This window comes from Paenibacillus sp. 7516, from assembly GCF_002272715.1.
Lineage (GTDB): Bacteria > Bacillota > Bacilli > Paenibacillales > Paenibacillaceae > Paenibacillus > Paenibacillus illinoisensis_A.
This window is the reverse complement of the sequence record NZ_NPBI01000012.1, coordinates 252,558-272,847: the sequence shown is the minus strand read 5'-3', so window position 1 is coordinate 272,847 and position 20,290 is coordinate 252,558. Positions and strand designations below refer to the sequence as shown.

The 20,290-nt window shown below is 48.6% G+C and carries 16 protein-coding genes; 5 read left to right on the top strand and 11 right to left on the bottom strand.

Annotation, left to right across the window (positions count from 1 at the left end; genetic code table 11):
• Nucleotides 1–23: 23 nt before the first annotated feature.
• Nucleotides 24–2,132: an RICIN domain-containing protein gene (locus CHI14_RS12430; RefSeq protein ID WP_095288752.1), complete on the bottom strand. Its 2,109-nt coding sequence runs from the start codon at nt 2,130–2,132 to the stop codon at nt 24–26.
• Nucleotides 2,133–2,616: 484 nt separating this feature from the next.
• Between CHI14_RS12430 and CHI14_RS12425 the strand changes: the two genes are divergently transcribed.
• On the top strand, nt 2,617–3,168 hold the full coding sequence (locus CHI14_RS12425) for a hypothetical protein (protein ID WP_095288751.1): 552 nt from the start codon (nt 2,617–2,619) through the stop codon (nt 3,166–3,168).
• A gap of 56 nt (nt 3,169–3,224) precedes the next feature.
• On the opposite strand, the gene CHI14_RS12420 is transcribed toward CHI14_RS12425, so the two are convergent.
• From CHI14_RS12420 to CHI14_RS12410, 3 genes are all read right to left on the bottom strand, one after another.
• Nucleotides 3,225–3,980 carry an amino acid ABC transporter ATP-binding protein gene (locus CHI14_RS12420; RefSeq protein WP_095288750.1) on the bottom strand — a complete coding sequence of 252 codons (756 nt, stop codon included), beginning with the start codon at nt 3,978–3,980 and terminating at the stop codon, nt 3,225–3,227.
• Nucleotides 3,981–4,013: 33 nt separating this feature from the next.
• Nucleotides 4,014–4,673 (bottom strand): amino acid ABC transporter permease, encoded by a 660-nt coding sequence (locus CHI14_RS12415; protein WP_095288749.1) that lies wholly within the window; start codon nt 4,671–4,673, stop codon nt 4,014–4,016.
• Between the two features lie 108 nt (nt 4,674–4,781).
• A complete protein-coding gene (locus tag CHI14_RS12410) occupies nt 4,782–5,552 on the bottom strand; it encodes an amino acid ABC transporter substrate-binding protein (RefSeq protein ID WP_095288748.1) in 771 nt (256 codons plus the stop codon).
• Between the two features lie 125 nt (nt 5,553–5,677).
• Here CHI14_RS12410 and CHI14_RS29995 point away from each other — a divergent pair, with 125 nt between their 5' ends.
• The gene (locus CHI14_RS29995; protein ID WP_095288747.1) at nt 5,678–6,340 is read left to right on the top strand and encodes a hypothetical protein; all 663 of its coding nucleotides are present in this window, start codon (nt 5,678–5,680) and stop codon (nt 6,338–6,340) included.
• A 143-nt stretch (nt 6,341–6,483) separates the two neighbouring features.
• On the opposite strand, the gene melA is transcribed toward CHI14_RS29995, so the two are convergent.
• Together melA and CHI14_RS12395 are read right to left on the bottom strand one after the other, a co-directional pair.
• Complete coding sequence (gene melA, locus CHI14_RS12400) at nt 6,484–7,989, bottom strand: alpha-glucosidase/alpha-galactosidase (protein WP_095288746.1); 1,506 nt, start codon at nt 7,987–7,989, stop codon at nt 6,484–6,486.
• 189 nt (nt 7,990–8,178) lie between these two features.
• Nucleotides 8,179–9,189 (bottom strand): AraC family transcriptional regulator, encoded by a 1,011-nt coding sequence (locus CHI14_RS12395; RefSeq protein WP_095288745.1) that lies wholly within the window; start codon nt 9,187–9,189, stop codon nt 8,179–8,181.
• Between the two features lie 179 nt (nt 9,190–9,368).
• On the opposite strand from CHI14_RS12395, the gene CHI14_RS12390 reads away from it, so the two are divergent.
• Nucleotides 9,369–9,977: a histidine phosphatase family protein gene (locus CHI14_RS12390; RefSeq protein ID WP_095288744.1), complete on the top strand. Its 609-nt coding sequence runs from the start codon at nt 9,369–9,371 to the stop codon at nt 9,975–9,977.
• Between the two features lie 177 nt (nt 9,978–10,154).
• Here the strand turns inward: CHI14_RS12390 and CHI14_RS12385 are convergent, their stop codons facing one another.
• Complete coding sequence (locus CHI14_RS12385; protein ID WP_095289098.1) at nt 10,155–12,497, bottom strand: rhamnogalacturonan lyase; 2,343 nt, start codon at nt 12,495–12,497, stop codon at nt 10,155–10,157.
• Nucleotides 12,498–13,077: 580 nt separating this feature from the next.
• On the opposite strand from CHI14_RS12385, the gene CHI14_RS12380 reads away from it, so the two are divergent.
• Nucleotides 13,078–13,554, top strand: a complete 477-nt coding sequence (locus CHI14_RS12380) for an RNA polymerase sigma factor (RefSeq protein WP_170948113.1) — start codon at nt 13,078–13,080, stop codon at nt 13,552–13,554.
• 223 nt (nt 13,555–13,777) lie between these two features.
• The gene (locus CHI14_RS12375) at nt 13,778–16,564 is read left to right on the top strand and encodes a chitinase N-terminal domain-containing protein (RefSeq protein WP_095289096.1); all 2,787 of its coding nucleotides are present in this window, start codon (nt 13,778–13,780) and stop codon (nt 16,562–16,564) included.
• Nucleotides 16,565–16,665: 101 nt separating this feature from the next.
• On the opposite strand, the gene phnE (CHI14_RS12370) is transcribed toward CHI14_RS12375, so the two are convergent.
• From phnE (CHI14_RS12370) to CHI14_RS12355, 4 genes are all read right to left on the bottom strand, one after another.
• The gene (gene phnE, locus CHI14_RS12370) at nt 16,666–17,472 is read right to left on the bottom strand and encodes a phosphonate ABC transporter, permease protein PhnE (protein ID WP_095288742.1); all 807 of its coding nucleotides are present in this window, start codon (nt 17,470–17,472) and stop codon (nt 16,666–16,668) included.
• Nucleotides 17,469–18,323 carry a phosphonate ABC transporter, permease protein PhnE gene (gene phnE / locus CHI14_RS12365; RefSeq protein ID WP_249281083.1) on the bottom strand — a complete coding sequence of 285 codons (855 nt, stop codon included), beginning with the start codon at nt 18,321–18,323 and terminating at the stop codon, nt 17,469–17,471. Before phnE (CHI14_RS12365) ends, phnE (CHI14_RS12370) begins: the two co-directional genes overlap by 4 nt.
• A complete protein-coding gene (gene phnC / locus CHI14_RS12360; protein WP_095288741.1) occupies nt 18,320–19,117 on the bottom strand; it encodes a phosphonate ABC transporter ATP-binding protein in 798 nt (265 codons plus the stop codon). The genes phnE (CHI14_RS12365) and phnC overlap by 4 nt, the downstream gene beginning before the upstream one ends.
• A gap of 177 nt (nt 19,118–19,294) precedes the next feature.
• Nucleotides 19,295–20,281, bottom strand: a complete 987-nt coding sequence (locus tag CHI14_RS12355) for a phosphate/phosphite/phosphonate ABC transporter substrate-binding protein (protein WP_095288740.1) — start codon at nt 20,279–20,281, stop codon at nt 19,295–19,297.
• Between the last annotated feature and the right edge of the window lie 9 nt (nt 20,282–20,290).

Genomic DNA, 20,290 nt, shown 5'->3' with positions numbered 1-20,290 from the left:
TATCGTCTAATGGGCGGGTGATCCTATTTGGACCCCCAGATCGATTGATTGTTGGAACCGATCAACGAGAAGGTCATGACTTCATTATGACTGGCCGACTCATTTTTCTGTTTGAAGAATATGCCCTTGTAGGTCACCCCGTTAATCACCATCGTGCAGTAATACGTACCGGCAGTATTGGACCACGTACCGGTTACTGCACCGGTTATCGTACCATTCGAATTCAGCGTCACGCTTTGGGTAGGCAGCATGCCCACACCGCTGATGGAAGCATCTAATCCCATGTTGACGAACTGATACGTTCCCGCCATGTCGCTTGCGCTATAACCTGTGGACGAGATACTGCTTCCCAAAAATTCGTATACGGCCGTCACCGGCCATTTGTCAGCGTTCAGGAACTGCTGATGCGCACGAACCTCATGATACTCTGTTCCATTATTAAACCGGGTGTGGTAGATCAAATACCTTGCACCATCTGTATCTAGAAAAGCGGAGTTATGCCCGCCTGATTTGTAACCGAGCGGTACGCCGGAGAATGCATAGTTACCAAACAGCTTGATGCCACGAGTCGACTGGTCGACTGAAGCAGAGGCATATACGGCCTGATTGCCCGCAGCGTCGGTATAAGTTCCGTCAATTGTCGTAGAACGGTACAAGCGAATATGGTAACCACCTTCATTAGCCAGCCCGCCGTAGGTTACATACAGGTAGTAATACCCTGCATCCTTGTCATAAACGATATAGGGAGCTTCTCCTGTTTTGCCGTAACCTCCGGCTATGCGCTTGCCAAAATAACGGTCGGTATTGCCGTTATCCGATCCCGGATAGATGGGCTGTCCGGTATCCGGATTAATTTGCAGAATATAGATCCCTCCTGACCAAGACCCGTAGCTCATCCACAGCTTTCCGGAGCTGTCGTAAGTTAAGGTAGGATCGATGGCATTCGGGAACAGGGTATTGTTAAAACCTCCATTGCTTAAGAACCAGCCGCTCCGCGTGCCGGACAAACTGCCTTTGTCGATCAGCTCAGGAATGTTGGTATGCTGATACCATGTGTTTACCGTTTTGGTTCCAAGTGAGGACGTTGTCGTAATTGGATTGCTTCCACTTGTGAATCCAGAGTAGATAATCGTATCGATGTATTCATATGGCCCCTTCACGGATTTGGATACGCCGAATCCAATAGCTGAGCGGATATATGTGGAAGAAGTGGAGTAATACAGCATATAGGCTCCCTTGGAACCGTCCGCCCATGTGTATGACGCATTGTAGACCGGCGAAGCAGGCGCCCATACCGCATGACCACCAGAGCTGTCTTGGTCATTATATCCAGCCCACGCATAGGAGACAGCCAAGGCGGACGTCAATGCAGCTCCCGAGCTGCGGGATGCATTTCCGGTACCGCCTGCCTTGACCAGCTCCCATTTCTGCATCTCTCCGCCCCAGTAGTTCCACTGCTGTATATTGGCGCCAGCCGTCGTGCTGCCACCTGCCACATCCAGTGCACTAGTATATCCGGAAGCCTTGGTCAGGAAAGCAACGGAGCCATCTGCATTTTGCTGAATCCGGAACAACTGCATCGTACCGCCCCAATAGGTCCACTGCTCAATGAGAGCTCCATCTGCAGCCGAGCCACCATTTACGTCGATGGCACTTTTATAGGCCGAGTTGGCGGTAAGGAGATAGTAGTCCCCGTTGCCGTAATGCATAATTCTGAACTTCTGTGCGTCGGAACCATTATAGGACCACTGCCGAATGCCTGTCCCATCGGCAGATGAGCCATCGGTAACATCCAGGTAGAGGTTGCTGTTTTTATTTTTGATGTAATAATAACCTTCGAAGGTAGAGGGTGCGTACAAGGTACTGTTGGCATACCCCTGCGTTCCCTCGTAAGACCAGTTTCGGAGATCCGTGCTGCTGGCCTGAGCCAGATGCGAGCCATAAATGTAGTACCTGTTCGTGGACGAGTCATAATAAATGGAAGGGTCATGTACAGACACCCGGGTTGTATTCGAAGTTGTTGATGAACTTGCTGCCCCTAGTGCATTTCCACTGCCCATGCTGACAGCCAAAAGCACAAATACGAGCATCATCGTACTCAGCTTATTCCATAACTTGTATACTCGTTGCATGATTGGATCAATCTCCCTTCATAGTAGGTTGCTTATATTGCGAGTTAACAATGATGTTTCTCTATACACCACTAATTAAGCGCTTTCATATTTATGATAAAAAAACATTCTCTCTCTTTTACAATACTTCTTTGATGGAACATACTTTTGTTACTTTATGAATGAATATGTTAACCTCCTCTCATATTGATAAACCGTATAGCAATTCTGGTTTCGAACACTATACTATAGCCCATAATAAATGCATTTCCTTGTCGAAGTAAGGGGATTCATGTCGTTATGGAAAATAAATATATTTATTAATATATTTGTAATTATGTAACCTTCGATTACCCTCATACCAATGAAAAGCTCTACTCTTGAACTGCTCGTCGGCACGTTACTTAGCTGAAAAATAGATATGGCCGCTACTGATATCTGGAGTCCATTGCATCCTGTAATTACAGAGAATATATGTTACTATTTTCCAACAAGGAGGGTTAGCATGTATAAAACAATCGTTTTACTTGTATCCGCCGCTTTCCTATTAACAAGCTGCAGTGAAGCCGGTGCACCTGCCGAGAACACTCAATTGAGCAAGCAGAATGCCGAAATGACCCAAACCATCAAGGAACTCAGAGAAGAGAACTCTCGCCTACAGGAGCAAATTACTCTTCTACAGGAAAGCGTAAATGACGAGGAATCCAGGACAAACCTGAGAGAAACCCTGAATATGACGTTTAAACTCATGGCTGCCATGGAATCAGAAGATACCGCGTATATCAAGTCCATATCTTCTCCCAACGTGAAGATTGCCGCTAGCAGAAATGCATTGGTAGTTCAGCATGGAGATTCTTCTTATGAAGCAAATTTCATCAAGAGTATACTTTGGGATGAGTTCGAGTTCAGAGGTTATGATCAAAAGGATTCAGACCACTTCATGCTTTTTGTTGCCAAAACTATGACGACAAAAGGTTCTGAGGGAATGATCGAGTACGAGTTTTCCTTCATACGTTCACCCGAAGGGGAGTGGTTGTTCGACGGGTACATCTCTTAAAATAAACTCAAAAAAAAGTGGTGCTCCATGTTTAATGGAGCACCACTTCTTTCAATTTAAGAATCGACCTCCACCCGCTGAAGAAAGGTGCGGGTGCGATTTAGCTTGGGGTTGCCGAAGATTTGCTCTGGCGGGCCCTCTTCGGCGATTTCACCGTTATCCATGAAGAAAACCCGGTCCGCAACATCACGGGCGAAGCTCATCTCGTGGGTAACGATCATCATCGTCATATTCTCCTGTGCGAGATCCTTGATCACTCGCAGCACTTCTCCAGTCAACTCGGGATCGAGTGCTGACGTCGGCTCATCAAACAGCAGAATGTCTGGCTGCATCATCAGTGCACGAGCAATCGCTACGCGCTGTTTCTGTCCACCGGACAGATTGCCCGGGTAGGCGTTCGCCTTGTCCGACAGCCCTACTTTTCCGAGGAGTTCCAAGCTTCGCTGGCGGATGATGGCTGTGCTTTCTTTTTTCAACGTCTTCGGTGCCAGTTCCAGATTGGCTTGTACAGTCAGATGCGGAAACAGATTAAAGTGCTGAAATACCATACCCATCCGATCTGTGATTTTGCGGATTTCCGCAGTCCCTGCATAACGGCCATTGTCAACAAGCGTCTGATCCTGAATGCGAATCGTTCCACCGGAGATATCCTCCAGATGAATCAGGCTGCGCAGCATCGTACTCTTGCCCGAGCCCGATGGGCCAATCACGGCAATGACTTCACCCGGTGTCACATTAAAGGTTACCTGCTTCAGTACATCAAGTGTGCCGAATGATTTTCTTAACTGATTCACTTCTATAATATGTGTCATATGCAGACAGTCCTTTGATTAATCAGATTTAATTTATTCAAATGAAAACCGCTTCTCCAGCGCTTTGAACAGTAGTGTGAGCACCAATGTCATGAGCAGATACATGATCGCTGCAACGAAAAATGGGATGAGCTGCAGATCCCGGTTGACCGCGGCTTGGGCGTAATACAGCAATTCAGGAACCGCAACCGCATAGAGCAGAGCCGTATCCTTAATCAAAGTAATGGACTCATTCGCTGTTGCAGGCAGTACAACCCGAATCATCTGTGGAATGATGACTTTGGTCATCGTCTGCCACTTGGTTAAGCCGAGAACCTGCGCAGCTTCATGCTGCCCTTTGTCGATGGAGAGCAACCCGCCTCTGAAAATTTCGGCAAAGTACGCCGCATAGTTCAAAATGAATGCAATCGCCGCAGCAACGAAACGATCAAACACCAGGTAATCGCCAATGACAGGAAGCAGCGGAAGACCGAAGCAGAAGAATAATACCTGCAGAAGCAGTGGTGTTCCCCGCATGACATAGACGTACGTATGTGCAATCCATGCCAATGGTTTAATTTGGCTTCTCATCGCCAGAGTGACCACGAATCCAAGCGGTATGGACAGTACGATGGCGAGCAGGAACATAAAGATCGTTGTCTGGGCTCCCTCAAGCATAGGTTTCAGTATAGTAGATATATAATCCCAACTCATGATTTTTTGTCTCCTCTAATCTGTTAACCCCGCACTCCAATGGAGTCGCTGCTCCAAGAGGAATACGGGGTCTATTGGTTTCTGATCGTATGTCAGGCGCTAACCTGTCTATTTCAACACCTTGTCTTCACCCAACCACTTGGTTGAGATCTGGGCAGCCGTTCCGTCTGCATTCAGTTCATCCAGTGCTTTTTGCAGCTGATTGAGCAGTTCCTCGTTGCCTTTTTTGATACCAATACCATATTGCTCCGGTGCAAGGGATTCATCCAGCAATTTGAAAGTTTCCTCTTCCTTCGACATGTAATATCTCGCCACCACTTCATCAATGATAACCGCATCCAGACGTTTCGTCTTCAGATCCGTCAATGCAAGAACGTTATCCTTGAATTCGGAAGCTTTCACTTTGTCCTTCAGGGGACTGGCTGCGAGTGCATCTGCCGCTGAAGACAGAGCCTGCAATCCCACATTTTTGCCATCCAGCTCATCCAGCTTCGTAATTGGGGAATCGGCCAGTGTAATCGCAACCTGACTGTTTTCCAAATACGGCTTCGTGAACAGCACTTTCTCCTTGCGCTCGTCCGTAATCGTGTATCCGTTCCAGATCATGTCTATCCGGCCGCTGTTCAGCTCTGATTCTTTGGAAGACCAGTCGATCGGCTGAAAGGTAACTTCTTTACCCATTTTCTCCGCTGCAGCTCTGGCGTAATCAATATCGAAGCCGACAATTTCATTTTGTTCATCCCGGAATCCCATTGGAGCGAATTTGTCATCAATCCCCACAATAATGGAGTTGTCGTCCTTGCTTCCCGAGCTGGAACAACCTGCCACAACGATCATGCATATGCTGATGAATAATAGTAATATCGCTTTTTTTCTCATCTCTTGAACCCCTCCATGTCTGTAACCAAAACCCAAACGCTTTAGTTCGTTACCACGTTATCAGAGACTTATAATAACATAGCATGGGAGAAGAGTCGAGTGTCTTGCCTATTTCCTACGTTTTCATGCAGCTCAATTGTCAACAATTTGTGAAAACGCCTCTTGGACTTTTGCTGGTTTCTCCAGCTTCGACCGTACCACGGAATCCCATTGGACAGGGTCCTGAAGTGCCTTCAACTCCGTGCCCACCCATTGCCGAGCAACATTCCTCGGCTGCTTTTCGTATGGAATATATTGGGGAGGTGTTTGAGATTAACTTCATACATTCAGTGAGAGCCTGGACTACCCTTATGCTGCTTGGATCTGTGTTCCTATTGTCCGGATGCAATACTAACGAATACAACATGAACAACGTAGAAAATCCCCCTCCAGGAACGAGCCAGCGTAATAACTTGCCAACGGAACTTCCTAAACCCATCATCCAATCAGTCAGCGGCAGCCCCATCCCTGCTGTACAGGGAAGTTATTGCTGGGAGGGCTTGTGTATCGACTACGCAGGAGACCTGGAGCTGCTGGAGGGAAGAACACCTGTTACTCTACTTGTGGGAGAGGATGTATCCATTGATATGGGTACTGACGTTGCCCCGGATGAAATTTACTCTAGTCGAATATGTGGATGGAAAAGCTCATCGCGTGTCATTTACAGCGGGATCATTCCAGCTGGCACAGGAAACGGGCATTCACTATTATGGAGCATTTGCAAGCTGGTCCTCTCCCAGAGATTCTAATGTTTCGTTGGGGGATACTTCATTTGCTTTTGCCGTTCATCTCGTGGAGAAAAAATAAAAAAAACAAGGCCCCTCCAACACATTGGAGTGGGCCTTGTCGTGGTTCCCGTTCAACTTATCTTCTGTTCAGTTGAATCTTACGATTATTGCTGCACTTTCTCGCGGTCTTTTCCCTTATCGGACTCACCCGCATTTTTGTTCGCTGCATCACGATCCTGCTGCATCTCTTCGATGGTTTTCACCTTGAGACGTGCTGCCCCTTCATATTCCTTCGTAGGAATAAGATTACCGGCAGCAAGTCTGGCTTCTGCGGCTGCAATGGCTTCACCATATTGCGGCAGCCACTTCGCCTGAGCAACCAGCATTTCGTCAACCATCTGCCAAATTTCTTTGGGATTACATACGGCACCGACAAGCGGGTCCATCATGAATGCTTGACGAAGCAGCTTGTCGTCTCCGTGTACAGCCGCTTCAACCGCAAGCCGTTGCACCGAAATACTCACATTACATACCGCAGCCGGACCCAGTGGCAGATCACCGACATGCGGCATCGAGATGCCGTTGCGATCCACATATCCTGGTGCTTCAATAATTGCATCATTCGGCAGATTGGAGATCACGCCGTTATTAATGGTATTAAAGTGTCCGCGATATACGCGTCCCGTTTCCAGACTTTCTATAATGTAAGAACCATGTTCTCCGCCACGTTTTTCCGGAACAAATTGCATCGGTTCATCCTTCATCCAATTGGGAAAATCAGTCTCGAACCAATTTCTGCCCTCTGTACACACGCGTAAATACCCGCCCGTCTCTCCGTTGATCCAGTTGCCCAGATCAATCCAGTCCTGAATCTCTTCTGGACGTTTGCGGTACCATGGCACATATTCGCTAAGATGCCCGTTCGATTCCGTGCTGTAGTAGCCGAAGCGGCGCAGCATATCGATTCGAACCTTTTCGGTACGGCTGTACTCGGGATGTTTTTCAAAAGCTTCAAGCAAATCACCTGTAAGGTCTTTGCCTTCGTGAGATGCCTTGATGTACCAGGTCTGATGGTTGATACCCGCGCACACAATATCCACTTCATTCATCTTCAATCCAAATGCTTCCGCAATCTGGTGATGTCCATGCTGCACACCGTGACACAACCCGATGGTGCGTACGCCACCATACTTATTACAAGCCCATGTTAGCATAGCCATCGGGTTCGAATAATTTAAGAGCAGCACGTCTGGTGCACTCTGTTCGCGAATATCTTTACAGATGTCCAGCATTTCGGCAATTCCGCGCTGCCCATACATAATGCCTCCTGCACACAACGTATCACCGACACATTGATCCACCCCGTATTTAAGTGGAATGTCCACATCGGTTGCAAATGCCTCCAGCCCTCCAACACGAATTGTACACAGTACATACTTCGCGTCCTTAAGCGCCTCTTTTCGGTCTGTCGTAGGCTGAATCTGAATATTCAGTCCATTCTCGCGAATATCCCGCTGGCACAGCTCTGTCACCATGTCCAGATTGTGCTGATTAATATCGCAGAACGCAATCTCTATGTTGTTAAACTCCGGTACCGTCAACAAATCCCGCAGCAAACCTCTTGTAAAACCAATACTCCCTGCCCCGATAAATGCCACTTTAAACGACATTCGCATGTCCTCCCGTAATCCGAAATGATTCGTTTCGGTTAATGACCTCACTTCATGGAATCATTGTATCAACGGAAAATGAGGAAGCGTTATCAAAATCATGACCAGTTCCAGATGAGGTTGTCAAAAATCCTAACTTTTATTATCAAATGGAATACTTCTCCCTTGGCTAAAAGTAACACACTCCACTCAGTCCTCTGGTGGGTACTGGCTGACATGTCTCTCCATCATGGATCGATATTCAACCGGAGTCCGGCCTGTATATTTTTTGAATAACATGTGGAAATACTGACGACTGCCCACGCCCACATACTCCGAAATTTCCGAGATCGGAATATTGGTCTGCTGCAGCAGCATCTTGGCCTTCTCCATTCGAAGCATGGTAAGATAGTCCGTTGGGGTCCGCCGGGTGTGCTGACGAAAAATGCGATGCAGATAGCCGGGATGCAAATTGACCGCTGCCGCAATATCCTTCATCTGAATGCTGCGATCCATATTGTGATGCATGAACTCAATCGTTCGTTTAACATATAACTCCGACTGATCCGGTGCACTCCGGCTCATCTCCCCACGCAGCCGCGCAACCCGGACCAGCAGCTGGATAAACAGTGTACGCACCAGCGTACCCTGTTCCGGTGACTTGAGATTCCTGGCTTCGCGATGGTGGGATCGTTCATCAGAAGGAATGATTCGCATCGGGATAGCAGACCCGCCGTGATCCATGAGGCCGCGTTGATCCAGCTCCAGTACGAGGCTTTTCATAATGTGATATACCTCTTCCGGGTCAGGCAGTACCATGTAAGGCGAAGCGTGCGTTAAGAAGGTCTCGACTTCCTCCTCTTCCTGAGCGAGCTGGCGAATGGAAGGCTGTCCAGGCGCGGAGCGGGCAAAGCCAAACTCCACATTTAACATCCGGCAAGGAACACCATCCTCGACCAGCAAACGGTGCGGCACATTGGCATCCAGCAGAATGAACTGTCCCTTTTTCAACACAGCCTGCTCCGAACCTCCATCCGGCATCAGTACATCCACCCTGCACATCCCCGAGATGATATACATGATTTCAGTCGAATCATGATTGTGGTAGGCCATGCTGTAATTGTCCCATTGCTTATAATAGTACGCGTAGAATCGCGGCCCGCAGTCCTCCGTTTGCAGCTCCTCCTGAAACAGGCTTCCCGTAAAACGTTTCGTGCTCATGTGCATACCTCCATTGATGCAGCGATCCTCACTTTTCTCCATTGTAGCAATTCTACAAGGTGGTTTTAAACTCCATTGCTTCAACTAGACTTGCTTATTAAAATTAGATAATTGTATAATTAGTTAAATATCTAATCCATTACGCACCTATTATCCATCCTATAAGGAGGTCGAGTATGATGAGTACCATCTTCCATCTCGTGAGACACGGTTTAAAAGAAAGGCGCAGCGGTGATGTCTCCCTTACTCCTGAAGGGGCCCTGCAGGCCGAATCAACAGCAAGGCATTTGGCCCAGGGTGCCTTTCCCATTTCCAAAATCGTTACCAGTCCCCTTCAAAGAGCAAAAGAAACTGCCGAAAGGATTGCCTTTTATACTCGTTGTCCTGTAACCGAAGATTCTCGCTTGCGAGAACGTGCCAATTGGGGCGATTGCCCTGATCAGACCTTTGAACAATTTATTGCGATGTGGGACCAATGCACGTCTGATCCGGATTACATTCCGCCTGTGGGCGATTCAGCCAAAAAAGCGGGTCAGCGTCTGGCATTCCTACTGGACGAATTGCACAATGAAGAACCGGCAAACCGTAACATCATCGTGGTTACCCATGGCGGACTTATTACCGATTTCCTGGTTCAGGCGTTCACCGAGCGAGAGCTGAACGTCTGGCATCCTGATTTTAAAACCTTACAAAACCATCTTATTCCCGAATGTTCCATAACCAAGCTAATTTATGATAAAGGAAACCGCACAATTGAAGCATTCGCGTCCATAGAACATTTGATATGAAGATAAGGATATAGCTCTGATATAGTGCCCTCGATTGGATGAGGTTTTGATCCAGTTCTCCTTCTTCTTCCGTTCCTACGAGAAAAAGCTCTGGAACCCCTCATGTGCCGAGACACACCGGGATATTCCAGAGCCAGGTTTTATTTTAGAAACCTTTTTTCATTAACCTGAGCCTAATCATTTTCCACCCTTACCTGATTGGGGAGTGGAGAACTTGGGCAGTGTTACCTTCGACCAGTCGATATCCGATGCCATGTAGAAGGACGGATAGGAAGGCTGGTTGTAACCGCTGTTCTGTCCGGCGATACCCACGCGGTACATGGCGTCATGCATCAGCGTGTACAGCTTCCGGTCCGTCTTCTCCGTACTCAGATAGATGCGGATCGCCGAGCTGTCCTCGGTTCTCACCAGCATCTCTTCCCGCCAATCCCCGAAAATATCGGCCACCAGAGAAGGCGTGCCCTTGGTGTGATTGTTGGTTAATGTGCCTGTGGCGGTCAGCAGCGTACCGCGATTCCAATCCTTGATGGTCGGGGTAACATCAATCGCGCCGTCTACAATCTGAGTGGTCATATCTGCTGCCCAGCGAATATTCATATTTGTGCCAGGCGCCTGATCACTTATTTTCTCACCACTGGCTGTCCACAATCCTACAGCCCATGTCTCCAAGCCTCGGCGAGTAGGATCTACATCCCCAACCATCCCGCGCCCGGTATCTTTCCCTGTATAGCCACCATAGATGACTTCTCCCGTCTTGGCATCCCGCAAGGAATATCCATATGGAGCCCACGGACCGCCTTCATGTACCATGAAGATTTCAAGTCCCGGACGATCCGGATCAATATCTGCCACATGCAGTGCATCCCCATGACCCAGGCGGGCAATCGTTCCCGGTGCAGCACTTTCCGCAGGCATCAGGTCGGTTGAGCTGTACAGCACACTGCCGTCATGATCAATCGTGGCCGAACCATAGATAATCTCCTGCTTACCATCTCCATCGACATCCGCCACACTGAAATAATGAGCGCCCTGGGTTGTAATGGAGCCATACTCCGGATCAGTGCCATCTACACCATGTGGTCCGTCGTTGAATGGATTTTTCATCGGTGTCCAGCCACTGTCCACTTTCCATTCGCGTTTGAGCTTTTTGCCGTCCCAGTTATAAGCAACCATCGTCGAGCGTGTATAGTACCCGCGTGCAAAGACAGCAGATGGCTTCTTGCCATCCAGATACGCCACGCCTGCCAGGAAACGATCCACCCGGTTACCCGGCTCGATCCGTGCCATGGCATAATCGCCCCACATCAGACCGTCATCATGGCGCTCCGGCTCGTAAGGAGTGGTCTCCAGCTCTTTGCCGGATTCCCCTTCAAACACGGTCACATACTCAGGTCCATTTACGATAAAACCTTCGAATTTGCGCAGCTCATTCTTGTCACTGCGGCTTGGCGCATAGACATCGATGAAGTAATCTGCCAGACTCTCGGCATCCTGCTGGGACAATGGATAGGCATACTTCTTCTCTATGCCAAAAGCCTCCTCCAGCGTAGCTGGCCAGTTCCCCTTCACAACTTCCTCGTGTTTGTGCCAGTTTTTGAACATGTCGACCACATGATCATAATAACCGTCAGCACTTAAACGATAGTCATCTTCGTTGGAGTACCCTGCTTTGCGGTCTTCTTTCGGCAGCGTTATATACTTCTCAGACGTCACTTTTCCTTTTTTGTTATATTTGATAATCTTGGTTCCCGGAGCAGTCTTGAACATCAATTCTACCTTGCCATCTCCATCAAAATCATAAACCAGCATCTGTGTATAGTGAGCGCCCGCACGGATGTTGACCCCGAGATCAATCCGGTACAACAACTGGCCGTCCAAGGTGTAACAATCGACATACGTTTTACCGGTGTAGCCTTTTTGAGATACATCCTTGGCGTTGGAAGGGTCCCATTTGACGAAAAACTCATATTGGCCGTCTCCGTCCACATCACCTACGCTCATGTCATTCGCGGAGTACGTATAGGCTTCGCCAGCAGGTGTAACCCCATCAGCGGGTTTCTGCAGTGGAATATCCATATAGCCATTCGCCCAAGGCTTGACGGAGCTGCTGCGCTTGCTTTCCTTTCCCTTGCTGTTAACAGCGGCCACTTCATAGCGGGAAGACGATTTTCCTGCGGGATCGATATAGTTCGTACTGTCCGTAACGGTAGCAATCTTTTTGCCATCGCGGTATACGTTGAAGTTCGTGCCTGTCAGCCCTTTGTCGCTATACCCCGTTGCCTCATCCCCAAGTAACCTCCAGCTTAGAAAAACACCTTCGGACGTGGATGCTGCCACCAGCCCCCGATCCAAATATTCGAGCTGAATCTCTTTCAACGAACCGCCCCCCTTGTGTGATTGAAGGCTAGCCTCTGCTGCACTACTGCCATTCGAAGCCGCTGCTCCGCTTGTCCCCGCGGTTCCCGCAATAAGCAAGGCTACGCTGAGTGCCGAGGATAATACCTTGGCCGCAAGCGGCATACGCACCTTCCGGCGATTAGTCTGTACACGGGGAAACTCTTCCTTATGTACCCTTACTGTTGTTTTGGAATTCATCAACCTTCACTCTCCTTAAGACAGAATAGGTGATGCTTATCTTATTTTTGAACAGAACAGGTCGCCACAACATAATGATTGCGCTTACAAAGGTGGAGTCGATCAATCACTTAATCGACTTCCAGAGCACTGTCCCCCTTCCATTCCCCATTCAATTCTAAGCAGGCATTCTCGCCCGACGGGTACTATTATAGACATCCTTTACGCTGCGACATAGGCAAATATCCGTTCAAAACGATCAATATTCAGTGTTTTATTGAGACTCATTTCAAAAAAGTCCAGAATCGACTTCGTCTCCTCCACTACCTTTCATATGTCCACCGAAGTCTCATTTTAAGATTGGTAGTCTCAATCTTGATGAGGGTAGTAAAAGTCGCTAGGCTCCAATTGTTACAAGTTAGATACAAGTTTAACGTGTTTGGAAACATCCTCTCGCTATACTGACAATCGAATCGTACCAACCGAAACGGATATGCAGACGGTAATCAAAGGAGACTCACATCACATGAACAGCACAACTATTAACAACGCTTATGTTAACTATAAATCGGAAATCACACGGTACTTATCCCATATCGTCAGGCAGCCTCAAGATGCGGAGGATCTGACGCAGGAATGCTTCATTCGGCTCATGAACGTTCACGCAGACATCCCTGAAGATCGACTGCTCTACTATCTCAAAAAGATTGCTTACAACCTCGCTCTGGACACCTTCCGCAAACGAACGCGAATCATGAAGCGGGATAGCAGGCTTGACGTGCCAACGTACCACTGTGACCTATCCGAACTGGAGATCACCGAGAGTGTTAACGATCTCTTCTCTGTCGTCAGTAATCCAGAACATCGCAAAATCCTGGAGCTGCGCGTCATTCATGGATACAGCATCAGGGAAACCGCAGAGCTCGTCAATCGCAGTGAAGGTATGATCAAATCTTCGGTATTCCATGCCGTGAAGCGCATACGTGCCAAAGTCATCTCCTAAGAGATGGCTTTTTCAGATTAGGCAAGAGCAAAAATATACAGGGGAATGTAAGCTTTTATCGCATATTCTCATTTTGACGTATGACTATTGGCCCAATTTTACAAAACTCGAGGAATTTTTTACAAATTGTTATGACTATGTGAGATTTTGGTGTGATAAAATATGGACGAACTTACGAATCGACTAATATTTGGGAGGGATTTGGTTGGGTAAATTGACAAGCATGCGCGGAGTATGGTTAAAATCACTCCTTGCATTATCCATGGCTTTACCGCTTCAGGTCGGCTTATGGAATGGGAACGCTGCTGTTCACGCAGAGGGACCAGCGGATCCTGCACCGTTCATCCAGGCGAAAGTGGTGAATGAAAATGCCGGCAAAAAGATATTGTTCGACAATACGCATGCACAGACGGCTGGTGCGGCAGACTGGGTTATCGATGGCGGCTTCTCGGACTTCGGTAATGCACTTGCAAATGACGGGTATTATGTAAAAGAACTGCGCAAGACCACCCCTTTTACCTACGACGATCTCAAGGAGTATAACGTATTTGTTATCGCTGAGCCTAACGTTCCGTTCAAAACGTCAGAGCAGGCAGCGATGAAAGAATATGTGGAAAATGGCGGCAGCATCTTCTTCATCGGGGATCACTACAATGCTGACAGAAACAAAAACCGCTGGGACGGTTCGGAAGCATTCAACGGCTATCGCCGCGGTGCATTTGAAGATCCAGCCAAAGGCATGAGCACAGAGGAACGTAACTCCGCAGCCATGCAAAATGTAACCAGTACGGACTGGTTGTCCGAAAACTTTGGCGTACGATTCCGCTATAACGCACTTGGCGATATCGATGCCAACATCATTGTACCAGCAGATCAAGCCTTCGGGATCACGGAAGGAGTATCGGCTGTAGCCATGCATGCCGGTTCAACTCTTGCCATTACCGATCCGGAAAAAGCAAAAGGAATCGTCTACCTGCCAAAAACCAATGCAAAATGGAATAATGCGGTGGATCAAGGTGTATACAACGGCGGCGGGATCGAAGAAGGTCCATACGTAGCCGTATCCAAACTGGGTGCAGGTAAAGCAGCCTTCATCGGAGACTCCTCCCCAGTAGAAGATGCATCACCTAAATATTTGCGTGAAGAGACAGGTGCACGCAAAACAACCTATGATGGTTTCAAAGAAGCTGACGATGCTGCGTTGCTCGTTAACACAGTAAACTGGCTTGCTACGCAAGAAAACTACACTGATTTTACCCAGGTAAACGGTTTGGAACTGGATAGTCCAACTGCATTGCTCGCATTCGAAGAACCAGCAGCTTCTACCGAGCCACAGGCTGAACCTTGGGCTGCACCAGCTGCAGGCTACAAATGGTATGATAGCTCCACCTTCAAACCAGGTTCCTATGGCGGACCTGCTTCCAGCGCCAATGCTTCCTACAGCTTCGTGAAACAGGATACACTGCCTAACGCAGAGGACTTCCAGATTCGCGTTGTCGTGGAAAACATGCCTGCCAATACAACTGTATCCGGGTACAGTGCAGGAATTTATCTGACTGGTGGAACTCAAGTAGCGATGATTCAGAATGAGAGCGGCACTTGGCCGACTTCATATGGCTACAGCTCCACATTCAGCGTAACTTCCGACAGCAAAGGCCGGGCGATCAAGGATCTGAACGTTCGCATCAAGCCAGGAACTTCCGGTGCCGCGAACTTGCGTCTTCGCCTAAACGGCAGCAACCTGATCACGAATGCTGTCACGATCAGCAATGTTCCAGCCGAGCAGCTTCCGGAAGAGGAAGGACCGATTCCTGCAACCATCACCATTGCTGAAGCACGTGCCAAAACAGCCGGAACAACGGTAACCGTTGAGGGCGTTGTAACTACCGAACCAGGCGCTTTTGGCGGACAATCCTTCTACTTGCAGGATGAAACCGGGGGACTGTACGTCTTCCAGAGCGCAAGCGGTTTCCATGCCGGAGACAAGGTTAAAGTTACAGCAGCTACGGCGCTGTACAACTCCGAGTTCGAACTGACTGATATTGTTGCCATCGAGAAAACAGGAACAGCTGATATCCCGGCTCCTGTTGAAGCAACGACAGTAACGGATAACAATCAGGGACAATTGATCCAACTGAAAGACGTAACCGTTGAAAACATGGTCAGTGCAACACCTGTTGGATCGTTTGAATTCGACGCAGTTGCAGCAGACGGGACAAGCACTCATGTACGTGTTGATACACGCACAGGGGTAACTGAATCGAGCTTCCCTTACGCAGCAGGCGACAAAATCAATGTTACCGGTGTGGCTGCCATCTTCAAGGATGTATATCAATTGAAACCAAGAAACCTGAATGATTTTGCTGCTGCCGAGGAAGAAGGCGGCGGTGAAGAGCCTTCGATTCCTTCGGCGGGTGCACCGGGTAAACCCGTGCTTTCCTCCAATAATGGCCATACCAATGGTCTCCTTGAAGGATCCTATACCGTTAGCATGAACCTCTGGTGGGGTGAAAACGCAACAAGCTACAAATTGTACGAAGACGGTGTGTTGATCGATTCGCAAACGTTGACCAGTGCTTCTCCGCAAGCACAATCCGCTAAAACGACGATTACAGGCAAAGCCAACGGTACCTATACGTATGTGGCCGAGTTGACGAACTCCAGCGGTTCCACTCGCAGTGAAGTGCTGACAGTTCAAGTTGCCAATGCTGCTCCAGGCAAAGCAGTCCTCTCCCAGGACAACTGGGATGGAGATGGCAACTACAAAGTAACGATGAACCTCTGGTGGGGTACAAATGCAACCGAGTATCGCCTCTATGAGAATGATGTATTGATTGATACTCAAACCTTGAAAGCTGCAACCCCATCTGCTCAAAGCGCGGCAACAGACCTGTCCGGTCATGCCAACGGAACGTACACGTACCGTGCTGAGCTGGTGAATTCAGCTGGTGTGACAAGCACCGAAACGATTACGGTTCAAGTTACCAAAGCACTGCCTTTGGCTAGCTAAGAGATTACAAAAAAACCGAAACCAACCGCTGCCTCAATGCCGGGCAACATGGTTTCGGTTTTTTACGTGATAGCCTATCGTTAATCCAAGAACGCTATAACTTACACCAGCTTCTTCCGAATATACCCCGAGATCAGGTCAATGATCGTGATCATTACGATGATCCCCAGCAGGATAATCCCTACTCGCGGCCAGTTCCGCGTGCTGAGTGCAAAGATCAGCGGTGTACCAATTCCCCCTGCCCCAATAACACCCAGAATGGTTGCAGAACGTACGTTAATCTCGAAGCGATACAACGTGTAGTTGAGGAATCCAGGCAATACTTGCGGCAGCACGGCAAACCAGAGCTGCTGCATACGAGTCGCTCCCGAAGCGAGCAACGCTTCTGAAGGACCATAATCGATATTTTCCACTTCATCCGCAAACAGTTTACCCAGCATCCCGATGGAATGCAGTCCAAGTGCAAGTACACCCGCAAAGGAACCCGGCCCTACAGCCTTGATAAACAGCAAAGCCATAATGATCTCGGGGAAGGTACGGATGAAGCTCAGCACCATTTTCCCTGCACCCGATATGCCGCGGAAACGGCTCATGTTTCTGGCAGACCAGAAAGCAAACGGAATACACAGCACAGCCGAAATAACGGTTCCCAGGATCGAGATCGCCAGGGTGTCCAGCAATCCTCGCAGCAAATCTTCACCTTCCGGCAAATAGACAAAGTTCCAGTCCGGCGAGAAAATCCCGGCAATAATCGCCTTCATAATCTGTCCGGCTGTTTCCTTGAAGCCCGTAAACGGTACACCTGCCAGTGCCCAGGCATATACCAGGATGAGCAGCAACACAATGACCCAGCGAAGCGGGTTCTTCCGAGGTTTGCGCCGGATGACGCTCGTTTCATTTTTCATCATAACAATTTCTCCCGCAGCTTAGTACTTACATAATCAATGATCAGAACAATAACAAGGGTAAAGAGAATGATCACGCTCGTTTTGTCATACTCCAGGAATCCAAGTGTTGCTTCATAGTACAGTCCAATACCGCCTGCACCTACCAATCCAAGGATGGCTGCTGCACGCACATTGATCTCAAAGGCATACAGGACATAGGACGTAAACTGGGCGGCCAGTTGAGGCACTACCCCATAGACGATCAGTTGTATCCGGTTCATGCCAACAGCCGTCATCGCTTCCAGCGGTCCCTGATCAATCGTTTCCAGCGTTTCATAGGTCAGCTTGGCAATCAGTCCGACGGAGAATACGGCAAGTGCCAGAATACCCGGGATTGGGCCCAGACCGAATACAGCAACAAACAGTGCAGCGAGTAGCAGATCGGGCACGGTACGAATCAGGTTCAGTACAAACCGGGCCGGATAGTAAATCCAGCGGCTTGGCATCAGGTTACCTGCACAGATAATCGAAACCGGAATGGCAATAATTGCGCCGATGGTGGTGCCAATCAAAGCCATACGAATGGTCTCCAGCATGCCCTGAACAATGTTATCGAAATAGGTCCATCTCGGTGGAAACATGTCCTTCAGCAGATCCCACATGTTAGGGAATCCTTCGATCAGCTCGCTGAAGCTCGCATCCGTCTGTTTGGCACTGGCCCACAGCAGCAGTAAGATGATAACTAGCGTGAGCAGATGTTTAGTGCGGCCGGGTGGTTTGGGACGATTGACGACCTGTCCAGGTCCAGAACCGGGATCCTTCCCCGCTCCCGTCAGTGGTGTATGAAGTGAAGCGCCAGACTGCCCCTTCATACCAGTACTTCTCCCTGCTCGGTTACAGCCTGTTTGTCCAACAATTCATCTGCGAGAATCGGTCTGCCATAGATCTCCGCAAAACGCTCATCTGTCGCCTCTTCCACTGGACCGTCAAACACCACTTCACCTGCACGCAAACCGACAATACGTGTCGCATACTCCCTTGCCAGATCAATAAAGTGAAGGTTAACGATGGTCGTAATGCCGAGATCCTGATTAATGCGTTTCAAGTCATCCATCACTTGCTTCGTGGTGAGCGGGTCTAGGGAGGCAACCGGTTCATCTGCCAAAATGATTTTCGCTTCCTGTGCAAGTACGCGGGCGATTGCCACCCGCTGCTGCTGTCCGCCGGACAGCTGATCTGCACGGGAATAAGCCTTCTCAGCAATGTTTACGCGTTCGAGCGCTTCGAATGCAAGTTCCGTATCTTCTTTTGGAAAACGGCCCAAAATGGTACGCATCGTGGAATGGTAACCGACGCGGCCCGCCAGAACGTTACGAAGGACACTCGAGCGTTTAACCAGGTTAAAGCTCTGGAAGATCATCCCGATATCCCGGCGAATCATTCGCAGTCTCTTGCCCTGCGCCTTCGTGATGGAACTGCCGTTGATCACGATTTCGCCTTCACTGATATCATGGAGACGATTAATAGAACGCAGCAGCGTGGATTTACCCGCACCGGACAAGCCTACTACCGCAATGAATTCACCTTGCTTAAAGGTAAGATTGATATTATTCAGGCCTTTGGTGCCATTGGCGTACGTTTTGGTTACGTTGCGAAGCTCAATCATGACATTAATCCTTCTTTCATTAATAGAGTTCTATTTCGTTGCCTGGCAGTAACGGGACAAGCCAGCGCAGCGTATATCACGCTGAACTGGCCTGTCCGCACTGCGAATACATCTGTTCCATTCATTGGAAACGAATGACACCATCTACATATTTCAAATGTCTACTTGTAACAAAGACTACTCCGTTTTTACTTTTTCGCCGTATTGACGAACGATTTCAAACTTACTGTCATCGGACTCTACATAACCTTCATGCGTATAGATTTCTTTGATGATTTCATGGCCTTCCGGATCTGTACCGATGTCGATGAACGCCTGTTTGATTTTGGTTGTCCAGTCCGCATTCATGTCTGTACGTACAGCGATCGTGTCGTTAGGAATCGGCTCTGTGAACGCCAGTACACGTGTATCTTCGAATACCGTTGGGTAGTCTTTGGAAACCGTGTTACGTGCATCTTGGAAAATGGCAGCTGCATCAACGTCACCGTTCAGTACAGCAATAACACCTTGGTCATGACCTTTTACCGTTACAGGAGTTACGTCTTTCAATGGATCAATGCCTCTGTCCAGCAACAGACCTGCCGGCCATACATAACCTGCGGAAGAAGTTACGTTTTGATAGGCGATCTTTTTGCCTTTCAGTTCTTCAATGGATTGGATCGGCGAATCTTTTTTCACGATAAACATGGATTTATAGGAATCAGCCAGTTCTTCCGTAGGAGCACCTGTCTCATCATTTACGCCAAAACGTTGTGCCTGCAGAATAACCTGCGCTGCACCTTTTTCTTTTGCCAGTACATAAGCCGTTGGTGGCAGGAAGCCCACGTCTACTTTATTGGAAGCCATCGCTTCGATGATTGTGTTGTAGTCAGTGGATACGCTGACTTTTACCGGAATACCCAGTTTGTCGCCCAGCAATTTCTCAAGCGGTTTTGCTTTGGCTTCAAGCGTGTCTGCATTCTGGGATGGAACGAATTGTACAGTCAACTCAGTTGGTACATAGCCTTCGGCTTCTTTGTCTGTTTCTGCCGTTTCGGTAGATGCACCGGAAGCATTGGAGCTCGAATTCGTCTCGTTAGCCGAACCCGTTGTACTGCCTGACCCACAAGCACTTAGAAACAGAACCAAAATCAACAATGGTAAAAATAAAGCGGACTTCTTCAAGCGAACACC